Source organism: Nonomuraea sp. NPDC050643, from assembly GCF_040654715.1.
Lineage (GTDB): Bacteria > Actinomycetota > Actinomycetes > Streptosporangiales > Streptosporangiaceae > Nonomuraea.
The window spans coordinates 1-20,575 of record NZ_JBFAIM010000071.1 but is presented as its reverse complement, the minus strand read 5'-3'; the positions used below and the strand labels follow the sequence as shown (position 1 = coordinate 20,575).

The window sequence follows — 20,575 nt, the reverse complement described above, 5'->3', positions numbered from 1 at the left end:
GGCCGCCCGCGCCCCGAACGACGATGCGAGGCGACAGCGAAACGACGCCAGGATGACGACGGGGGGCGGAAATCTGAGTCCCGGAGACTTGTAGCGATTCTTGATCGAGGTATTCGTAGTGGAACTGCGTCGGCCACGCGCTCCCCGGTGTACCGGGCGCATCCCCGCACCAAGTACGTCGAAAACCGGCAAAACACCTCGCCACATTACGGGAAACGCTTGACAACACCGTCGAGGCGACGGTGTACGTAACCCCGACACGGCGGGACGACCCACGCCGGCGCATCGACCAAGTCGGCAACGCAACCCGACATCGACGCGCGGTGAGCGCGTATGGGGATTCAGCATGCATACGCCAGGAGCCGGCCTTGTCACTCGTGAACGCTGGAGCCGCGTCAGGAGAATTGATGTCATTGACGTCCGAAGGAAATTTCGCAGGGGATTTCCACAAGGTACGAGACTTCGTATCACGCATCTCATGGCTGCAGACCGTCGAGGTCATAAAGGAGCATCCGACAGGCGGCCGCTACAAGGAGCTCTATAAGGGCAACATCTGCATGCGTATCCTGTCGTACGGCGCCGAGGTCCGTGTCACCGTCCCGCAGTCCCCGGACTCCTACAAGATCTTCCTTCTGCGAAGAGGCACCGGGATGGCGAAGGTCGATGGCGAGTGTATCGACGCGCCTTCGATCATCGTCGGCCCTCAAGAGAGGTCCGACATGTGGTGGAGCGTGGACCACGAGGTGCTGGTCATCCATATTCCCTCGGCACTGGTCGAGCAGAAACTCGCCGACTATCTGGGCGACGCTCCAAAGCAGCCCCCGCGTTTCCGGCCGGACATCACCTGTGACAGCCCTATCAACGGGGTGCTCACCATGGTGTCGCTGGCGGGTGCCGACGGCAGGCCACCGTTCATGGCCTCACCCTTGGCCGGACATCATTTCGAGCAATTCCTGCTGCACACCCTGCTGGACTCGCAGCCGCACGATTACTCCACCACCCGCAGCGGGTCTGATGCCGGGTCCGGTCCGGCGGCATTGCGCCGAGCGCAGCGCTACTGCGAGGAGCATGCGGGTGAATATGTCACCCTGCAGGACATCGCCGCCGCGGCCAGAGTCAGCGTCCGCACCCTGCAATACGACTTTCGCCGCCACCTGCACACCACACCGCTCGCATACCTGCGCAAAGTACGGCTGGCACTCGCCCATGCCGACCTGGTGCGCATGGCCCGGACGGGCGCTCAGGCCACTGTCGCGGAAGTGGCCACGCGTTGGGGTTTCAAGCATCTGGGCCGCTTCTCCTGCCTCTACAGGGAGACTTACGGCCGACCGCCCTCCAGCACCCTGTCCGGGTCACGGTGAGCGCCGCGGGCTGAAGGGCCACGGAGATTCCGGACAGCCGCCTTATGGGCGTAGCCTATGCGGCTGTCTGGGTTGAAAGGGACTCGTTGAGTACTTCCAGGGGTGGCCGGTAACCAAGCGCCGAGTGCAGGCGCCGGTGGTTGTAGAACCCTTCGATGTAGCGGATGACCTGCCGTTTCGCCTTGGCTCGGGTGGTGAAGACGAAGCGGTGCAGCCACTCGTTCTTGATCGCGGAGAAGAACGACTCGGCCATTCTCACAGTCGTAGCAGACTCCGGTGCGTCCGACCGAGCGGCGGATGTCCAGGCGGGTCAGGAAGCGGCCGAACTCATCACCGGTGTAGTTCGAGCCGCGGTCGGTGTGGAACACGGCGCCGGGCTGGAGCAGACCGGTACCGGCCGCCATCCGGATCGCGTCCTTGACCAATTCGGTGCGGTAATGGTCGGCCATCGCCCAGCCCAGCACGCCTTGCTGTGACAGTCGATCACCGTGGCCAGGTAGAGGAAGCCCTCCCAGGTGCGGACATAGGTGATGTCACCGACCAGCTTGATGCCCGGCCGCTCGGCGGTGAAGTCACGGCCGACCAGGTCGGGGATGCCACGGTAGTCGCCCTGGACGGTGGTAGCCGGCCGGAACGCCCTCACCTGGGCCGGGATGAGGCCCTGCTCGCGCATCAGGGCTCGCACCAGTTCGGGTGAGCAGTGCTCGCCGCGACGGGCCAGGGCGGCGTGGACGCGCCGGTAACCGTAGGTCTCGTGCGAGCCGGCGAAGACCTCGACGACCAGAGCGGCCGGCAGCGCCCGGCGTTGCGCGGTGGCCGAGGCCGGCCGCTCGCGCCACTCGTAGTAGCCCGAGCGGGACACGCCCAGCCAGGCGCACATTTTCACGATGGAGTGGCAAGCCTTCTCCGCGTCGATGAGCTCGTACTTGGCGAGCGTCATCGAGTCTCGGACGCGAAGAAGACGGCTGCTTTTTCAAGAAGATCAACTTCTCGCGCAGCTCGGCGTTCTCCCGCTCCAGCTCCCGGATCCGCGCCCGCTCCGCCCCGGAGACCGGCTGCCGCCCCTCCTGCGCGCTCACGACCCGATGCCGGTTCACCCAACTGCCCAGAGTGCCGGCGTTGATGTCGAACTCCCGTGCACCGACGCGACCGTCCGCTCGCCCTCCAGCGCCATACGGACGGCTTCTTCCTTGAACTCCGGCGAGAACTGCCTGCGACGCCTCGTCACGTACCTACCTCTTCCAGACTTCTGTCAGCTTATGTAGCCGAGTGTCCGGAATTTGCTGGGCACCTCACAGTGCTCGGCACGTGCTCCAACCTGTGCGCTGTCGCCGGCGCGGCACCCGGCAAAGGACTGTACAAGCTGTTCTCACGAGATCAAGTGACCTCGATCGCCGGCTTCCCGTAGGACCCACACGGGCTGAGCAGTCTTGTCGAGATCCCCTCTTTCGACCGTGATTGCCGTGTGGGCGATGATCGGCAGACGTTACGATGCGCCCACGGAGCCACCACAGGCGAGGAGCAGGCTTTGGTCGCGGCGGCTTTCAACGTCCTGGGCCCGGTGCAGGTGTGCCTGCCCGATGGCCGACAGGTCCATCTGACCGGTAAACAGCGCGCCGTGCTCGCCACCCTGCTTCTCAACGTCAACTCACAGATTTCCAAGGAGCGATTGATAGCCGCGCTGTGGGAGGACCCTCCCACCTCGGCCATCCCGAATCTCGTGACGTACGTCGCTCAATTGCGCAGGGCGCTGCCCCTCGGCACGCGGCTGCTCACCAAGGAAACGGGATACCTCCTCGAGGCAGGCGTCGAGGAGGTGGATCTCCTGCAGTTCGAGCAGGCGATCCGGCTGGCACGAGGCGCGACCGAGGAAGGCGACCTCCGCGCCGCCGTCCACCAGTACGAAAGAGCGTTGTCCATGTGGCGGGGAAAACCCGCCGAAGGCACCCGGCTCGCCGGCCCCATGCTCGCCCGTCTGACCGAACTGGAAGAACAGCAGACCACAGCGCGACTGGACTGGGCCGAAGCGAAACTCACCCTCGGCCAACCCGCGGAAGTCATCGACGAGCTCCGCCTTCTCGTCGCCGAACAGCCGCTGCACGAACGGGTCTGGCACTCGCTCATGCTTGCGCACGCACAGGCGGGGCAGCGCGACAAAGCCCTCGAAACCTTCCAGCACGCCCGAGCGGCGCTCATCGACAAGCTGGGCATCGAACCTGGCGAGGAACTCCAGCAGCTCCAAGCCGCCATCCTGGCCGGCACCATACCAGTGAACGAGCCGGCACCGTGGACACCGACCTGCCAGCTCCCAGTAGACATCAAATACTTCACCGGCAGAGACGACGAGTTGACGGCGCTGGAAAGGTGTCTTTCCAGCGCGGACAAGGAGCCGCCGCGCCCTGCCACGACATGCGTGATCAGCGGCACAGGTGGAGTCGGAAAGACCGCACTCGCCGTGCACTGGGCCCACCGGGTGCGCGACCGCTTTCCCGACGGCCGGGTTTACGTGGACCTCCGGGGGTTCAGCCCCGCCGCGACGCCCATGCCCGCGACGGAAGCGGTGCGGATCCTGCTGGGGCTCCTCCAGCCATCCCACCACCCGATACCCTCCAGCTTCGATGAGCAGATCGGGCTCTATCGGACTTTGCTCACCGGCCGGCGAGTACTCGTCCTCCTGGACAACGCGCGAGAGCCGGATCAGGTGCTCCCGCTGCTGTCCCCGTCACCGGAGAGCCTGACCCTGGTGACCAGCAGAACCGCGCTGACTGGTCTGATCGCAGCTGGCGGTGCCCAGCTCGTGCGGCTGGCACCGCTGTCGGACGCTCAGGCCGGCGAGTTGCTGAACCGCCGCCTGGGTGAAGGCTGGCTGGCCGGTGAGCGTAAGGCGGTGGACGTCATCATCAGGACGTGCGCCGGGCTGCCGCTGGCCCTGGGCATCGTCGCCGCACGAGCCATCTTCAACGCCGACCTCCCCCTCGCCGCGCTGGCCGACGAACTCCAGGCGGACACCACCCGGTTGGACGCCCTGCAGACCGAAGAGCTCAGCACCGACCTACGCGAGGTCATCGGCTCCTCCTATCACGTGCTGGCCCCTCAGGCAGCCGAGACCTTCGCCTGCCTGGGCCTGGCGCCGGGCCCGGACATCAGCCTGCCCGCCGCCGCCAACCTCATCGGCCACCCGGTCGCCCACACCCGCACGCTGCTGCGCACCCTGGAAACCGCCCACCTGCTGCACCAGCACCTCCCCGGCCGCTACCGGATGCACGACCTCGTCCGCCTCTACGCCATCGAACGCGCAGGCATCGACCTGAGCATGGAAGGCCGTATCGCCGCCGTCCACCGTCTGGTGGACTTCTACCTGCACACGTCGTACGCCGCCGACCGCCTGCTCTCCCCCCAGCGCCGAGGCGCCATCGAACTGGACGCCCCGACTCCCGGCTGCCTTCCACACCCCTTGGCGGACGCGGCAGCCGCACAGGACTGGTTCGGCGCCGAGCACCCCTGCCTCCTCCCCGCCCAACGGCTGGCCGCCGAACACGGGTTGCACATCGCCGCCTGGCAACTGGCCTGGACACTCGACACCTTCCACATGAGTCACAACCTGCTTGAGAATTGCGTTTCGGTATGGCGCGTGGCGTCCAGCGCCGTTGAACACCTGAACGATTCAGCCGTTCGTGCTCTGGTCCACCGGTTACTCGGCCGCGCGTGCGCCCGGGCAGGGCACCATGCAGAATCCCTGCCTCATTTCACCGAGGCATTGGCTCTGTATGAAAAATCCGGAGACATCGCCGGTCAGGCTCATGTTCACCAACCGCTCGCTCTGGCCTGGGGAGAGCAGGGTGATTATGAGCAGGCGCTGGTCCATGCGGAACACGCGCTGCGACTGTACAAGGCCGTCGGCGACACCGTGGCGGAAGCCAACGCGCTCAATATTCTGGGCTGGGGCCACGCATTGCTCACCGACTTTACCAACGCCCAGCGGCATTGCGAGCAGGCGCTGGACCTGAACCGCCGTCACGGCGATCACCTCGCCGAGGCGGCGACGCTCGACAGCCTGGGCTACATCGCCCACCACACCGGCCATTACGCCCGAGCCCTCGACCATTACCACCACGCCCTGACGCTGTGGCGCGAATCCGGCATTGCCAGCCAGGAGGTCGAAACTCTTTCCCACCTCGGCGACACCTACCATGCCCTCAGCCGGCACGCCGAAGCAGGACGAGTCTGGAGGCAGGCACTCGCCATCTGCCAGGACCAGCGCCGCACCGCGAAAATCAAGCACATACAGGCCAGACTCGACGCCTTGAGAGAAGAGGCTGCTACTCCTCAAACCGAGGACTCGTCGCACTGGTGAACGGCGTCTCCGAGCCTTCAGGGCAGTTCGTCTCTTCCGGCGAGCCGGCAATACAGTGGCGAGGTCGTGACGAGGTCGCCGTGTCGTCCTCGGGCGAGGATCTTGCCATCGTCCAGGACGATGATCTGGTCTGCTCCCGCCACGGAGGTCAGCCGGTGCGTGATGACGACGAGGGTGCAGTGCGTCGCCAGGACGCCGGTGAACACCTGCTCTTCCGTGATGCGGTCGAGTGCGCTGGTCGCCTCGTCCAGGATCATGATGCGGGGACGGCGGATCAGTGCCCGTGCCAGGACGAGCCGCTGTTGCTGCCCACCCGACAATCCCGCGCCCGCGGGGCCGAGGAGCGTCTCGTAGCCCATGGGCATCATCGCTATGTCGTCGTGGATCTGGGCCGCGCGAGCGGCGGCCGTCACGGATTCGTCGGTGGCGTCGGAGACGCCCATCGCGATGTTGTCACGGATGGAGCCCGCGAAAACCTTGGCGTCCTGATTGATGAACGCGATCGTGCGCCGGAGGGAGGACCTGTCGACGTCGGCCAAGGGAGTGTCGTTGACGAGGATGTCGCCTCGCGTCGGGAGACGCAGCCCGGCGAGCACCGTCGCCAGCGTGGACTTGCCGCTGCCCGAACGCCCCAGGACGGCCAGGAAGCCGCCGCCGGGCACGTGCAGATCGATCGCCTGCAGGGTTTTCCCGGCGCCGGCGTGGTGGCGAAAGTCGACGCCGCGCAACTCGATGCTTCCGGCCGCCTCCGCGAAGTCGAGGTGCACGCTGCCCTGGGGCTCGGCTTCGGCGTCCAGGATGTCGTCCAGCCGGACCAGGACCGGCTTCAGCGTGGCCGCCTGCAGGGCCGATTGGACCAGGCCGGCCAGCGGGACGAAGACGCCGATCGACAGCGTGCCGAAGGCCACCGCCGCGCCGATCGACAGGTCGCCGTGTGCCACGCGTCCCGCCGCCAGGGCCAGCACCAGCAGCGGCGCGCAGAACTGCAGGGTGGCGCTGGTGACCGACCACAGGGAAAGATGCGTCCGGGCCCGTATGCGCGTGTTGACCTCGTCGGCGAACGTGCGGGACCACTTGCGGCCGAGCACCTCCTCCAATCCGGCCGCCTGAATGGTGGCGATACCGTCGAGCAGTTCGTGAAGCTGCGTGTCGGCGCGTGCCTTGCTCTCCAGCGCGTCCGCGTCCAGGTAGGTCTGTCCGCGCCAGGATCCGAGCAGCAGACCGATCTGCAGCACGGCCAGGGCCAGGACCAGGCAGGCCAGGACACCGTCGGCGATCAACAGCAACGCCAGATAGATGAAGACGAGAATGCCGTCGAAGACGGTGGACAGCATGGAGTTGGTCAGCACCTGCTGAACGAACGTGCTGGTCCTGACGCGCAATGCCAGATCTCCGGAGCTGCGTTTGGTGAAGAAGTCGTGCGGCAGCGTGAGCAGGTGCCGGAACACCATCATCGTCACGTGTCTGTCGGCGATGGATTGCAGGTCCAGCAGAGACAACCGGCGGATCCCCTGCAAGATGAAATAGCAGAGCGCCGGCACCAGGACCGACACGGCGCCCTGCCCGGCGCTCGGGGCGGCGTTCCCCTGAGCCAGGTGATCCACCAGATAGGCCGAGGCCAGCGGGGTGAGGAAGCCGAAGAGCAGGATCAGCAGGGAGGTGGCGACCACCGGCGCCCACAGGCGGCTACGGGGAAGGAAGTGGGCCAGGTGCCGCCACGCACTTCGTGGCCGTGCCACGCGCGACGCAGCCCGGCGGGCACGCCGGGCGCCGGCCGGCGCCTCGAATTCCAGCGCGACCCCGGTGAAGAGCCTGCCCGCCTCCTCGAGGGCGAGCCGGCGCCGGCCGTGCGCGGGATCCACCAGATACACGTGGCCCCCTGACACTCCTTCCAAAACGACGAAATGCTGAAAACCCCAGAAGAGGATGCTGCCCGGAGCCAGATGGCGAAGACCGGCCAAAGAGACACGGACACCCCTGCCACCAAGCCCGTGCTGCCGCGCCACCTCCAGGAGAACACGAGCCGCCACCCCGTCCCTGCCGCTGTTCGTCTCCTTCCGCAACTCCTCAACGCTCACGTCCCGCCCGTGCAAGGCCAAGACCATCGACAGGCACGCCGGACCGCAGTCACTGATCTCCGCCTGACCGCGCACGGGCACGGATCGCCGCCGATACACCCGCACCCGCGACAACCCGCGCGGTCTCCACGAACGAAGCCACGCAAAGCTCGACACATCGGCCACCGGTCCCGGCTCAGACGCCAAGGATCGCTCACTCAACGCCTGCCGGCGGAATCTATCCCCCGACGTGGCGAACTCCGCATACGGCCGATCGCCCGTGCGAACGGGGCGGCCCCCCGACCCGCTAGATGTCATCACCCTCGTCCATCCGTCTCAGCCCGCCTGCGAGGCCAGGCACCGTTGCGTCCCGTGTTCTGAGAAACGGAGATCCGGTGTGGTGCGAGTACGAACTGATGAGCCGTCGCGGCATCGAGCAGGTATTCGCGGCCCAACGGACAATTACCCTTGGCAATCATGAGCGCCTCGAACATTTACCCAAGAGCTCCAGACAAATGTTCAGAACTTAGTGTATCTATAGCCGCCTTTCCCAACACATCAAGCGAGATCAGCGTCCCGAGACAGCAATATCCTATGAGGGGCAAGCAGGAGTCGCTGTGGCTCTGCAGTTTTCAGAAGTTGTTCTTTGAATGTCGTCTCGGTGAATTGGAACTCTTCCGATACGGCAACGACCGCCTCGAGCAGCGTCTCTCCGGCGGATCCGGCGACTCTGCGGACGGTGCTCGATATGACTCCAGGATATTCCCCGATATGCTTTGCGAGGCACGTCATGTCAGCCCAAGCGACGGTATTACCTTGGCCATCGGCAAGAGTAGCGATGTGATCCGGAGCCGACCTCGCCGGAGCCGCCAACTCTCTGTTGTCGGCTGCCCCATATTCCGCCATGATCGCAAGTGTTTTCTGGAGATTTGCGACGAACTCCTCGGCCGCCTCCATCGAGAATATGGCCTCATTGAAGGCTATCCGAAGTCGCAGGTGCTCAGGGGTACTGATCACGTCACTACTGATGCCACGCACCGTATATCGAACGCTGGGAGAATACGCATCGCGCTCGACATTGGCAGGTTCGGAGGTTCGGCCGGATTGATCCGAAGCAATATTGCGGTAGTTGAACCACAAGCACTTTTCCTGCCGCGATCCCCATTTCGATGTTTCATCTCTGTCGCGGAGGTCCGGGCCGCGCACCTCGGTGCGTTGGCAATCCACCATGGCGCGGATCGTCCTTTGCTTGACATGAGACAAGAAATCTTTCACCGTGGTCGATGCCCTAGGCCGGTCCACGATCACCGTGGCCGACGTTGCGAACATGCCGACGAGATCACGCTCAGCCGCATTCCTGAGATCGACTGTGATCGGGAACTGAATCCGATCCTGCGGGCAGATTCCGAATACAGAATGTGCCAGAGCAGCGAATATACATTGGGCTTCGGAGAACTCTGATTCATGGATCATCGACCGGAGGTCAGCCAGAAGAATGGCATTCAGACCGAATTCCAGGATAAATCCGTATTGACTTGTTGGAGCGGACCGAATCGTTAGGAACTGTGTCACGGAAAAGACCTGTGACACATCAAGCTGGATAAATCGTCGCCCTCTTTTCCCCTCATCTTCTTCACCCTGGACCTTGTGACAGCGAATGGCATCAGAGTAGCTCTTCATCCTTTGCCCGCCGTCTTTGAAGATGCAACCTCCCGTTGCACTGTAGGCGCGCCAGAGATCACGCAAAACCAGTTCCTTGGCCCTGGCGTCCATGGCTAAATGAGAAAGGCCGACGATAAGTGCATGGAGCTCGCTGGAGTACTTTAGCAGCAAAAACTTGAACGGATAGCCGTCGGAGAGGCTCCAGTTCTCCTCCTGATTGCGGGCCATAACGTGGCGGACATATTTCTCGAATTGCTGCCTGGAGACAGCTCGCACTTCTTGCCGACTGATCAGCAGGCGATCTGGCGGTGGAGCGCGAATCCACTGAACCGGTGGGCAGCCGGGCAGTTCGCGTATTCCTATCCGCATACCTTCATGGTGTCCAACCACCGACTTTATGGCATCTGCAAGTGCCGCGACATTCAATTCCCGGGAGATGCGATAGGAGGTCCAGAACGGTGTACGGAATTCCGGAAAACGAGCCAACATTTCATAGTGCTCGAGCTGCCCCTTGGTCAGCGGGAGATACTCCAGAGAAGTATGGTGTGACGCCGTCACTGCGAAGCCTCCTGCCGATTCAGGTGATCAGCCGATTGTTGATCGATTCCAGGTCTGACGCGTGGAGGCCCGTTGGGTGCGACGATTCGCCTTCGCACCCAACGGACAAGGGACCCAGATCACTACGCGCGGACGTTAATGGCCCTCGGTGGCGATCGTGACCACAATAGAACCGGAGCCGCCGACGACGTCGTTCAACTCCTCGTCGGGGAGGTCGCGAACATCGATCGCCTCGAATTCTTCCTTCTTCACAAGAACACCTCCCTTCTAAATATTTCCGCTTTGTGGCAGTTGACAAAGCCGGCGCCTGAGAATATTTCGCTTGAATGGAGGGGCACGGGATGGCGTTCAGTCGACCTGACCCAGATCATATTTTCCTGCCGGGCCGGTTCGAGCAGCGGCGAGATCGGCGAATTCAGGCGCCCCCTGCGCTTATAGGAGCCGAGACGGTTGCCATGAGAGCGCGTCTATCCGTCTTGCCTCGTTCGTTGATGGGGAATTGTTCCACCAATCGATACTCATGTGGGACCATGTATGCTGGAAGGTGCTCATGGAGCTTGGCCTTCATCCGGCCGGAGTCCATCCCGACGCCCGTGTAGAAGGCCATCAAACGCTGCTCGGTTCCTTCTCCGACCAGCAGGACGGCTGCGGCGTCGACGCCTGGAATCATGCGAAGCCAGTACTCGATCTCTGGCAACTCGACTCGGTATCCACGTATCTTGATCTGTTGGTCCATCCGACCGATAAAGAGCAGGCGGTCATCGCCGGCGCTGCGTACGAGGTCGCCCGTACGGTACCAACGTCGGCCATCCAATCGGACGAATCTTCCCTCATCGTCGGCACTGTTGACGTACCCCGAGAACATCTGTGGGCCGGTGACACAGAGTTCGCCCTCCTGCGGGTGGGGGCGTCCTTCCTCGTCCAGAAGCATGCCTTCCAGACCTGGGAAGAGCGTGCCGATGGGAACGATTCCGTTCGCGGCGATGGCCTCGTCTTCGGGGGACAAGCGATGTGTTGCGCACACGATGGTCAGCTCTGTCGGACCGTAGATATTCTCTACCGAAGAATTAGCCGCCGCCTGCTGCCAAGCGACGGCGTCGTTCAGGGTGAGGGCTTCTCCCCCGAAAAGGCTCAATCGGAGTGAGGGGAAGGACCCTGGCCTGAGACCGCCCATTCTATGAATAGCGGAGATAGCGCTCGGTACGGAGAACCAAACAGTCAGTCCTTCTTTGGCGACGAACTCCGGCATGTGAGCGAAGACTGCCGGAGGAGTGCAGACCACCGTCCCGCCGCAGGACCAGGGGATGAATAGATCGAAGAAGGAAAGATCGAAGGTGAGGTCATACAATTGGGAGAAGACATCCTTCTCGGTGAAATCATACCGAGCGTGAACCGCTGTCAGGAACGCGTGCATGTTCGCGTGTGTGATCGGCACTCCTTTGGGACGCCCGGTGGATCCCGAAGTGTGCAACACGTAGGCGATGTCAGCGGTCGACGACGGTCGTCCCCGGCGATCATCTTCGACGGACAGCAGTGAAATACCTGTTCCATTCAACGCTTCTGGCGCAACCATGGGCGCGAAGACGGGCGGAAGCGCGCAATGCTCGGCAAGTGCAGCCAGTGCTGCGGCCCCAGCCTGGTCGACGATGAGGACGTCCGGTTTGGTGTCCTGCAGCATCGCCGAGAGGCGGTTGGGGGGCGCCTCGGGGGCCATGGGAGTCACTGTCGCTCCGGCGCAGAGCGTGGCAAGGATTCCGACATAGCCAGTAAACGTGCGGCCGGCAAGGAGGCAGACGGTCGCCGGACCGTCCTGGTTGCGCGCCGAACCCAGCACTGCTGCCCAGGCTTCCGCCACTTCGAGCAATTCGGCATAGGTGACCCGGCGAGGGCCGACCCGGAGGGCCTCACGAGTGGGGAAGCGTGCCGCAGTCTGGCGGACGCGGTCTTCCAGACGCGGGACCCCCTTGTGCGGAGCCGGGGGCACATTGACGCCGGCGGTCATGTGGCTGTCCCCTGGCCTCCGATGAGTCCGATGGACGCGAAGAACTTGCGGGTGCGCGTGGTCAACTGCTGGTCGATCTGGATACGGGTAGAGGAGTTCTTCACACTTTGGCGTACCTTGGCCGGATGGGCGATACCCGCGTCGCGATAGACCAACGGGTTGTAGAGAGTGCCGATGCAGAAGTCCATGTAGCGGAGGAGGTGACGGCCCGCCTGTTGCCGCTCCTCCTCACCCGCCTCCTCGGCCAGCGCGGCGAACAGGTTTCGGCTGAAGGCGATGTGCCGCGACTCGTCCTTGTGATGCACCCGATTGATCGCCCGAACGATCTCTGGCAACCGGTCGTCGGCGGCCAGCCGACGGTTATACCACTCGAAGACTTCCTCGACGACGAGAACACGACCGAAGAGCAGCAGGTCGACTACGTTGGGTGGTGTCCTGTCTGGCGGCACCGCAGTATGCAGTGCCGTTTCCAATAGACCACCGTTATAGCGCATGCAGAATTCAGCGAACATCCACATGTGATCATTTTCTTCGGCGATAAAATCGCGGAGGAAGTCGGACACGTTCGCGAACCTGGCTTTGTAGATGCGGGCGGCTACTTCCGCAACCAGCTCGCGTTCCAGGTCGACGCTCTCACTGAAGAAATTGATAAGCTCAAGTCTGGTGAGCTTCCGCTGGATGGCTGAATCCAGGGTTTCCCAGATCTCGCTGCCATAGCATGTTGAGAGTTCAGGACTGAACCAATGCCTGTCCTCAGGAAGTGCTCCAGGCCAATCGAAGATTTCGTGAACGTCGTACCGGTCTTCGCGGGACGTCTTGCTCAGCCGTGCGGCCAACGGACCCAAGCGACTCAGCGGATCTGATTCAGCGCGTGTCGTTGTATTCGTCATCCGATGCTCCTTCCATGACGAGTGGACGAGGGCAAGCCTCCGCACCGGGGAAACCCGCACTTCCGGCGGAAACCTAGGTCATACGCTCGCATAAATGTCGCGCTGGTGCGATGCGAGAAGCCTGCTCAGAGATTTCTTGGTAGGAACTCCTGCAGTCCTTCCCACAGAGACCTAGGCGTGACGAACACTTCGGGAAGAAGCGCCTCGTAAGGAAGGAGAATATCGTACTCATCTTCAATCAGGACTACCATCTTGGCCATTCCAAGCGAGTCCATCCCCAGTTCCCTGAGCGGCTTCTCGAAAGGTATTTCGCCGATTGAAGCAGGTTGCTCGATGCACTGTTTGAGCAGCTCACCGAACCTACGCTGCTGTGTGTCCGCCAGCGTCAGGCTCGCATCCTCGTACGAGGTCATTTGCTGAGCTCTCCTTTCACCTCCGCACCTGGTAGGCCGTGGATGTCGACAGCCTCGAACTTCGTCGATCCCATCAGATGCACCTCGTCACCTGTTGATTCTGTGACAGTGAAATAGTTACTCAGATAGCCTGCCTCCCAAAAGGCTTCCTGAGCACCTGGCTCAAATGCGCCATCATTGCGCTTAGTCATTGACAGGAACCTGATCTGGTACCAAGCCCTGCCCGAGCGTGCCAGACGCGACATCTCGCTGCCCGGTACCAGCTCCGGCATGGTCATGCCGATCTCGGCGACCAGCCGCTGAAAACCCGTCCGGTCCGCCGCCCAGCCCAGCGCGATGGCCCGGTCCACAACAGCACTCCGGGACCGGACTCCGGGACGGCCCGCGAAACCGGCGCGGACCCCCTCACGGACCGAGGCGGCAATGGCGTGGATACCCAGAGAATTGGCCGCATCGCCCATTCCCAGCGTCCGTTCCGCAGGAATGACCGGCAGTGTGAGCGCCAGCTGCGCCCCCATCCGCCGGGCCCCCACTTCTACGAGAGAGGCAATGTCCCACAACGGGCTCAGGTAGACGTCCTGGGGATCGGCGAGCGGGGCCGCGAGGTTCCCCCACAGATCCTCCAGCCTCGGCCAGACCACCAGGACATCAGGCTTGAAAGCGGCGGTGCTACTCCCGGGGTCACCGCATTCCTGTGCTATCCGATTGAACTACTCTTTGTGAGACTGGGTGCGGCTCATCAGGTCACTCGCACAACTCTTCTCTCAGGGCGTCGAGTCTGGCTTGCACGCGTCTCCTGCTCACGGAGCTGTGCTGGTCCTGATAGATGGCCAGCGCCTGACTCCACGCTCGGGCGGCTTCGGCGTACCGGCCGAGCGCATGGTAGGAGTCGCCGAGATGGGTGAGCGTTTCGGCTTCCAGGCTGGCATGGCCGGCTTCGCGCCGCAGCGTCAGCGCGTGGTGGTAGTGCTCGAGGGCTTGGGCGTGATGGCCGGTGTGGTGGGCGATGTAGCCGAGGCTGTCGAGCGTCGCCGCCTCGCCGAGGCGATCGCCATGACGGCGGAGCAGGGTCAGCGCCTGCTCGCAATGCTTCCGGGCCCTTGTCGAGGTCTGCCGTCAGCGCGTGGCTCCAGCCCAGGGAATTGAGGACGCTGGCCTCTCCCAAGGTGTCGTTGGCGTCTTCGTACTGTCGGCGATCACGTTATTGAGCCAGGAGAGCATGATCGACTTCACTGATCTGAGTCGGGCAGGGGAGCCTCAATCGCGTAATTGAGCCAGGTCAGGACGTGTGCGTGTCGTCTGGACTTGGTCAGTCCTGTCCATGATCCTTTTGGTAGTCCATCAAGGGCTCGCCGAAGGGGGGCGATCATGGCGCGGAAGGCGTTCCACGTGGTCGACATCGCAGAGATCCTGATGCACTGGCATGCCGGCCGTTCCGTCAGAGAGATCGCCAACAGCCTGGGCGTGGCACGTAACACCGTGGCCAGGTACCTGGCTCCGGCGATCGCCGAGGGCATCACGCCAAGCGACGAACCCCTAACCGCAGCGGAATGGGCCGAGTGGATCCACCTGTGGTTTCCCGCCCTGCGTGACACCAAGCTGCGTCGAACGACGTGGCCGCTGATCGAACAACACCGCGACTACATCACCGAGCAGATCGAACGCGGCGTCACGGTCACCACCATCCACCAGCGGCTGCGCGACGAACGCGGCCTGACCTGCTCGATCTCCGCGATGAGACGGTGGGTTCACGCCAATGTGCCAGAAGAGGTCTCCCGCTCGCGGGTGGTGGTGCTGCGGCTGGAACCGGCCCAGCCCGGCCAGGAAGCCCAGGTGGATTACGGGCGGTTGGGGGCGTGGGTCGATCCGGCCACCGGCCGCAAACACCAGGTGTGGGCGTTCGCCCTGGTGCTGTGTGCCAGCCGTCACCTGTTCGTCAAGCCGGTCATCACGATGGACCAGCACGCATGGTGCCAAGCTCACGTGGAAGCGTTCGAGTTCTTCAAGGGTGTGCCCGCGCGGATCGTTCCGGACAACTTGAAGACCGGGGTCGATCGCCCCGATCTCTACGACCCGAAGATCAACAAGTCGTATGGTGAGCTCGGCGCGCACTACCAGCTCCTCATCGACCCGGCCCGCAGCGGCAAACCCCGCGACAAGGCGCGGATCGAACGGCCCATGCCCTACATCCGGGACAGCTTCTGGCGCGGACGAGAAGACAGCTTCGCCTCCGTGGCGGACATGGAGGCCGCGGCGCTGCGCTGGTGCGAACAGGTCGCCGGGCAGCGCCAGTGCCGGCCGCTGGAGGGCGCCGCCCCGTTGACCGTCTTTCACGCGGTCGAACAGCCCGCCCTGCGGCCCCTGCCCCGTCATCCCTTCGAGCTGTGTCGATGGTTTCGGGCGAAAGTCGGTCCCGACATCCACTGCAGTGTGGACAAGGTGCTGTATTCGGTGCCGTGGAAGTACGTCGGCAAGCACCTGTCGGTGCGGATGACGGTGAACCTGGTGCAGTTCTTCTACGACGGCGACCTGGTCAAAACCCACGTGCGCAAGCCCCGCGGCAAGCAGACCGATCTGGCCGACTATCCGCCGGAGAAGATCGCCTTCCACATGCGCACCCCCGCTTGGTGCCGCCAACAGGCCGAGCAGATCGGCCCGGCCTGCCTAGCGGTGATCGACGAACTCCTGGCCGACAACGCGCTCTACCACCTGCGCTCAGCCCAAGGGGTGCTGGCGATGGCCGACAGACATAACCCCGAACGGCTGGAAGCCGCCTGCGCCAAGGCGCTGGCCGTGGGCGACCCCTCCCACCGCACTATCAAGGGAATCTTGGCCGCCGAGACCGATCAGGGCAACCAGGCCGCCCGCCACGCCGGTGACGGCGGCGCGGGCGCGTTCCTGCGCGGCCCGCAAGAGCTGTTCAACCACGACGCGGTCACCCTGGACGCCTTCGACATCCCGGTCTCCTGACCCGCCGCGAGCGGACACGGCGCCCTCAAATCCAGCCTGACCTTCATCGTGGCGGACCCAAGGGCGCCGAAATTCACCATCGAAAGGATACGGATCATGGCCACTCACATCGAGCTTGGCGCGCTGGACAAGGCTCTTCGCACGCTGCGTCTGGGCGGGATGCTCGATACCCTCGATACCCGGCTCAGCCAGGCCCGCGCCGGCGACCTGGGACATATCGAGTTCCTGCAGGTGTTGTGTGAAGACGAGATCTCCCGCCGGGAATCGGCCGCGATGGAGCGCCGCGAGCGTCGCGCCCGCTTTGACGAGCCGGTCACCTTGGAAGGCTTCGACTTCGCCGCCTCACCCAAGCTGCCCGCCGCTCAGCTACGCGACCTGGGGGCGCTGCGCTGGTTGCACGCCGGAGAGTCCGTGATCTTGTATGGCCCGGTCGGGGTCGGAAAGTCGCACATCGCCCAGTCTCTGGGCCAGCTCGTCATCCGCCAGGGCATGGACGTTCGCTTCATCAAAACCTCCCGCGCGCTGGCTCACCTGGCAGGCGGGCACGCCGACCAGACCTGGCGCAAACGCCTGGCCGAACTGACCAAACCCGCCCTGCTCATCCTGGACGACTGGGGCATGCGCGAACTCACCGCCGCCCAAGCCGACGACCTTTATGAACTGGTCTCCGAACGCTCCGGCAAGTCGATGATCCTCACCTCCAACCGGGCCCCGGAGGAGTGGTGCAAGCTTTTTCCCAACCCGGTGGTCGGCGAGTCCCTCTTGGACCGGCTGATCAACACCAGCTACCGCATCTTCATGGATGGCCCGAGCTATCGCCCCAACAAACGCCCTGGCCAGACGCCTACGGCAAACCGGGCTAAGACGGGGTCCCGGTAGTAATCGCACCCCGACCGGGCTTCCTACGGCTCCTACGCCACCTTCCGTGACTTGGACGGCAACGGCTGGGGACTCCAAGAGGTCAAGCAGCGGCCCCCGGCCGCTGACAGCACGTTGATCACACCTCCACTCAGATACAGAGCTACTCAGAAGGAGAGCGACCGATGGTTGCCAATAATCTTGTCCTCATCGCCGGCGCCGGTGGCACGGGCCGCACGGTCCTCGACCAACTGCGCGCGCAGGACGTGCCGGTACGCGCGATGGTCCGCCGCGACGACGAGCGCGCGGCCCAGTTGCGTGCGCGCGGCGCGGAAGTGGTCATCGGCGATCTGACCCGACCCGAGAGCGTCGCGGCCGCGCTGGAGGGGGTCGGGCGGATGTACTTCGCGATGCCCGTGTCGCCGGAGCATCTGCTGGCGGCGACCGTGGTGGCCACCGTGGCGCGGGAACGCGGAGAGCTGGACGCCCTGGTGGGCATGTCACAGATGACGGTGGCGGAGATGACCGCCACCAGCACTGGCAAGGCGGCGGAGTCGCACCAGCACCGGCTGCACTGGCTGGCGGAGCAGGTACTGAACTGGTCGGGCCTGCCGGTGGTACACATCCGACCGACGGTCTTCCTCGAAAATCCGCTGTTCACCACGCTGGCAGCCCGATCGATCCGGGAGAACGGCACCATCGCGCTGCCGTTCGGTACCGGGCGCACGGCGCCGGTCGCCGTGGACGACGTCGCCCGGGTGGTGGCCACCGTGCTTCGCGACCCGGCTCCGCACATCGGGCACGCCTACGAGCTGACCGGGCCCCGCATGGCCGACATGACCGAGATGGCCGAGGAGTTCTCGCGGGCGCTGGGGCGTCCGGTGGCCTATGTGGACGTGCCGCTGGAGCGGTGGCGGGCCGAGGTGCTCGCCAAGGCGGACCTGCCGCCGCACATCGAACAGCATCTCGCCACCATCTTGATCCGACTGCGCCAGGAGAACCGCTACGACGGCGCGTCCGACGACGTCGAACGCGTGACGGGCGTGCCCGCCCAGACGGTCGAGGCGTTCGTGGCCGCTCGCAGGGACTTCTACCTGGGCTGAGCCGCGGGTGTAAGGAATAACCCCGGAGTTCGCGCGGGCCTCCGTAGTCCGTCCGACCCCTGGACCAGGGCGCTTTCCACGTAGAGCGTGATGGTCTGGCAGCTGGGGGCGATCGAGGCCACACGACAACGATTTACCTCTCATCTCTCCTGGTCAAGTCGAGGCAACCGAAGCCCCAAGCGTAGTGCCGAACCAAAGGAATACCGTCACAACGGTAGATACTGGGCATTCGCTACTAGCGGGTCAGCATCTTCAGGTGGCTCAATTCCGTGATCGTTGCCCGGCCCAATTAGACGATCGCTGACATTCGTACAGGCGCAGCGCGTGTTCGAGGTGGAACCGCTCCTGCTCGTACTCACCCCGGTTTTCCCAGGTTACCGCGAGCGTATGGTGCACCAGTGCCTGTCCGGCGATGTCTCCTGAGCGCTCGTACAGAGCCAAGGCCTCGGCGAAATGGCACAGGGACTCCTCGTGGTTGCCCGCCAGGGCGCAGGTGCGACCGAGCATTCGGCGGACCCGGGCATGAACCGCTTGATCCTTCACGTGTTCGAGGGCACTGGAGGCCAGGCGCCAGGCCGTGACGCAGTTTTGGAGCAGGTTGTGGGCTGAGTGCAAGGTGTTGAGGGTCCAGGCCAGTTGCCAGACAGCAGCGTGCAGATCATGCTGGGCAGCCAGCCGCTGGGCGGCGAGCAGACAGGCGTGCTCGGCTCTGAACCAGTCTTGGGCTGCCGCCACGTCCGCCAGGCTCCGCGGAAGGCAACCGGCGGCCGGCGCGTCCAGTTCGATGGCGTCTCTACGCTGAGGGGAGAGCCGGCGGTCGGCGGTGTGCGCGGTGTGCAGGTAGAAGTCCACCAGGCGGCGCACGGCGGCGATGCGATCATCCGTACTCAGGTCGAGGCCGGCGCGTTCGATGGCGTACAGGCGGACGAGGTCGTGCATCCGGTAGCGGCCGGGGAGGTGTTGCTGCAGCAGATGGGCGGTTTCCAGGGTGCGCAGCAACGTGCGGGTGTGCGGCACTGTTTGGCCGATGAGGCTGGCGACGGCCGGCAGGCTGATGTCCTGGCCTGGTGCCAGGCCGAGATGGGCGAAGGTGCCGGCGGCCTGCGGGGTCAGCACGCGATGGGAGGAGCCGAAGACCTCGCGCAGATCGGTGCTGAGTTCTCCGGTCTGCAGGGCGTCCAGTCGGGTGGTCTCCGTCTGGAGTTCTTCGGCCAGCGACGCGAGGGAAAGGCTGTCGTTGACGATGGCTCGAGCGGCGACGATACCCAGGGCGAGCGGTAGTCCGGCGCAGGTCTTGATGATGGCGTCGACCATGTCACGTTCGGCTGCTATCCGGTCTTCGCCAAGGCGGCGTGTCAGTAGGTCGTCGGCTTGGGAGTCGGACAGCGGCGACAGCCGCACCAAACGGGCACCGTTGGCGGCGATCAGTCCGGTGAGTACGTTGCGGCTGGTCACCAGGGTCAGGCTTTCTGCTGATGGGGGTAGCAGCGGACGCACTTGATCCGGTTCACGGGCGTTGTCCAGCAGGATGAGCACCCGCCGACCGGTCAGCAGGGTCCGGTAGAGCCTCATCTGCTCGTTGAAGGTAGCGGGAATCCGGTGATGGGGCGGCTGCAGGAACCCCAGCAATACGCGCAACGCCTCCGTCGCCGGCATAGGTGTGGAAGCTGGGCTGAAGCCCCGCAGGTCGACGTACAGTTGACCATCGGGAAAGAGATCACGAACCCGGAGGGCCCAGTGTACGGCGAGTGAGGTTTTTCCGATCCCGCCAGTGCCGCTGATCACGCAGGTAGTGACGGTGTTAGGCGGCTCCTCATCCGCGGAGGGAAGAAGCCGGTCCAACGTGGCCAGCTCGGCGTCCCGGCCACTGAAGTACTTGACGTCTGACGGTAGCTGCCAGATCGGCGTTTCGGCTGTGGGCCCGCTCGATCGGGTGGGGCCGCCCAGGATGACTGCCTGGAGTTGCTGGAGTTCCTCGCCAGGTTCGATGCCCAGCTCGTCGACGAGTACGGCACGGGCGTGTTGGAAGACTTCGAGTGCTCTGTACCGCTTGAGTTCAAGGGGTCGTCGCAACACTGCTGCTCAGCAGCGAGTTTAGATGATCGCTGAAGGCTTCTGCCGGCGTCTTCCACCCGAGGGTCTTTCGGGGCCTGGTGTTGAGCGCGAGCGCGACGGCCGCCAACTCCTCGGCACCCCATCGTGACAGGTCAGTGCCCTTGGGAAAGTACTGGCGCAGCAGGCCGTTGGTGTTTTCGTTGGTGCCACGCTGCCAAGGGCTATGAGGATCGGCGAAATAGACCCGCAAGCCGGTGTCGATGCGCAGTTGCGCATGCTGGGCCAGCTCCGT

The 20,575-nt window shown here is 64.1% G+C and carries 15 protein-coding genes and 3 pseudogenes; 5 read left to right on the top strand and 13 right to left on the bottom strand.

Annotated elements, in window-relative coordinates; genetic code table 11:
- Nucleotides 1–407 precede the first annotated feature (407 nt).
- Nucleotides 408–1,361, top strand: coding sequence for an AraC family transcriptional regulator (locus AB0I15_RS53940; protein WP_358115265.1), 954 nt, complete (start codon nt 408–410; stop codon nt 1,359–1,361).
- Between the two features lie 55 nt (nt 1,362–1,416).
- On the opposite strand, the pseudogene AB0I15_RS53935 reads toward AB0I15_RS53940, so the two are convergent.
- From AB0I15_RS53935 to AB0I15_RS53920, 4 genes and pseudogenes are all read right to left on the bottom strand, one after another.
- Nucleotides 1,417–1,629, bottom strand: a pseudogene (locus AB0I15_RS53935) (integrase core domain-containing protein); the annotation flags it as partial.
- 61 nt (nt 1,630–1,690) lie between these two features.
- Nucleotides 1,691–1,765, bottom strand: a pseudogene (locus tag AB0I15_RS53930) (hypothetical protein); the annotation flags it as partial.
- Nucleotides 1,766–2,010: 245 nt separating this feature from the next.
- Nucleotides 2,011–2,241 (bottom strand): annotated as a pseudogene (locus AB0I15_RS53925) (IS3 family transposase); the annotation flags it as partial.
- A 213-nt stretch (nt 2,242–2,454) separates the two neighbouring features.
- Entirely contained in the window at nt 2,455–2,589 is a 135-nt protein-coding gene (locus tag AB0I15_RS53920) for a transposase (protein WP_358115263.1), read from the bottom strand.
- Nucleotides 2,590–2,889: 300 nt separating this feature from the next.
- Between AB0I15_RS53920 and AB0I15_RS53915 the strand changes: the two genes are divergently transcribed.
- Nucleotides 2,890–5,715, top strand: coding sequence for a BTAD domain-containing putative transcriptional regulator (locus tag AB0I15_RS53915; protein WP_358115261.1), 2,826 nt, complete (start codon nt 2,890–2,892; stop codon nt 5,713–5,715).
- Nucleotides 5,716–5,732: 17 nt separating this feature from the next.
- Here the strand turns inward: AB0I15_RS53915 and AB0I15_RS53910 are convergent, their stop codons facing one another.
- The 7 genes from AB0I15_RS53910 to AB0I15_RS53880 form a co-directional block, all read right to left on the bottom strand.
- The gene (locus AB0I15_RS53910) at nt 5,733–8,090 is read right to left on the bottom strand and encodes a peptidase domain-containing ABC transporter (protein WP_358115259.1); all 2,358 of its coding nucleotides are present in this window, start codon (nt 8,088–8,090) and stop codon (nt 5,733–5,735) included.
- Between the two features lie 240 nt (nt 8,091–8,330).
- Nucleotides 8,331–9,992 carry a condensation domain-containing protein gene (locus AB0I15_RS53905; protein ID WP_358115256.1) on the bottom strand — a complete coding sequence of 554 codons (1,662 nt, stop codon included), beginning with the start codon at nt 9,990–9,992 and terminating at the stop codon, nt 8,331–8,333.
- Between the two features lie 415 nt (nt 9,993–10,407).
- A complete protein-coding gene (locus AB0I15_RS53900; RefSeq protein WP_358115253.1) occupies nt 10,408–11,994 on the bottom strand; it encodes an AMP-binding protein in 1,587 nt (528 codons plus the stop codon).
- Nucleotides 11,991–12,884 carry a diiron oxygenase gene (locus tag AB0I15_RS53895; RefSeq protein ID WP_358115250.1) on the bottom strand — a complete coding sequence of 298 codons (894 nt, stop codon included), beginning with the start codon at nt 12,882–12,884 and terminating at the stop codon, nt 11,991–11,993. Before AB0I15_RS53895 ends, AB0I15_RS53900 begins: the two co-directional genes overlap by 4 nt.
- A gap of 125 nt (nt 12,885–13,009) precedes the next feature.
- Complete coding sequence (locus tag AB0I15_RS53890; protein WP_358115247.1) at nt 13,010–13,297, bottom strand: acyl carrier protein; 288 nt, start codon at nt 13,295–13,297, stop codon at nt 13,010–13,012.
- Complete coding sequence (locus tag AB0I15_RS53885; protein ID WP_358115245.1) at nt 13,294–13,938, bottom strand: hypothetical protein; 645 nt, start codon at nt 13,936–13,938, stop codon at nt 13,294–13,296. Before AB0I15_RS53885 ends, AB0I15_RS53890 begins: the two co-directional genes overlap by 4 nt.
- Before the next feature lie 103 nt (nt 13,939–14,041).
- Nucleotides 14,042–14,365, bottom strand: a complete 324-nt coding sequence (locus AB0I15_RS53880; protein ID WP_358115373.1) for a tetratricopeptide repeat protein — start codon at nt 14,363–14,365, stop codon at nt 14,042–14,044.
- A gap of 321 nt (nt 14,366–14,686) precedes the next feature.
- Between AB0I15_RS53880 and istA the strand changes: the two genes are divergently transcribed.
- From istA to AB0I15_RS53865, 3 genes are all read left to right on the top strand, one after another.
- A complete protein-coding gene (istA, locus tag AB0I15_RS53875) occupies nt 14,687–16,267 on the top strand; it encodes an IS21 family transposase (RefSeq protein WP_358115371.1) in 1,581 nt (526 codons plus the stop codon).
- Nucleotides 16,268–16,363: 96 nt separating this feature from the next.
- A complete protein-coding gene (istB, locus tag AB0I15_RS53870; RefSeq protein WP_358115242.1) occupies nt 16,364–17,146 on the top strand; it encodes an IS21-like element helper ATPase IstB in 783 nt (260 codons plus the stop codon).
- 164 nt (nt 17,147–17,310) lie between these two features.
- On the top strand, nt 17,311–18,228 hold the full coding sequence (locus tag AB0I15_RS53865; protein WP_358115239.1) for an NAD(P)H-binding protein: 918 nt from the start codon (nt 17,311–17,313) through the stop codon (nt 18,226–18,228).
- Nucleotides 18,229–18,489: 261 nt separating this feature from the next.
- Here AB0I15_RS53865 and AB0I15_RS53860 read toward each other — a convergent pair whose 3' ends face one another.
- Nucleotides 18,490–20,301 carry an NB-ARC domain-containing protein gene (locus tag AB0I15_RS53860; protein WP_358115236.1) on the bottom strand — a complete coding sequence of 604 codons (1,812 nt, stop codon included), beginning with the start codon at nt 20,299–20,301 and terminating at the stop codon, nt 18,490–18,492.
- Nucleotides 20,285–20,575: IS30 family transposase (locus AB0I15_RS53855; protein WP_358115233.1), on the bottom strand; the 291-nt coding region annotated here is incomplete at its 5' end. The genes AB0I15_RS53855 and AB0I15_RS53860, both read right to left, overlap by 17 nt.

Excerpts from the sequence above, each read along its gene's own strand:
- AB0I15_RS53910 (WP_358115259.1), bottom strand. The coding sequence starts at position 8,090 with ATGACATCTAGCGGGTCGGGGGGCCGCCCCGTTCGCACGGGCGATCGG.
- AB0I15_RS53940 (WP_358115265.1), top strand. The coding sequence starts at position 408 with ATGTCATTGACGTCCGAAGGAAATTTCGCAGGGGATTTCCACAAGGTA.
- AB0I15_RS53900 (WP_358115253.1), bottom strand. The coding sequence starts at position 11,994 with ATGACCGCCGGCGTCAATGTGCCCCCGGCTCCGCACAAGGGGGTCCCG.
- AB0I15_RS53895 (WP_358115250.1), bottom strand. The coding sequence starts at position 12,884 with ATGACGAATACAACGACACGCGCTGAATCAGATCCGCTGAGTCGCTTG.
- AB0I15_RS53890 (WP_358115247.1), bottom strand. The coding sequence starts at position 13,297 with ATGACCTCGTACGAGGATGCGAGCCTGACGCTGGCGGACACACAGCAG.
- istB (WP_358115242.1), top strand. The coding sequence starts at position 16,364 with ATGGCCACTCACATCGAGCTTGGCGCGCTGGACAAGGCTCTTCGCACG.
- AB0I15_RS53865 (WP_358115239.1), top strand. The coding sequence starts at position 17,311 with ATGGTTGCCAATAATCTTGTCCTCATCGCCGGCGCCGGTGGCACGGGC.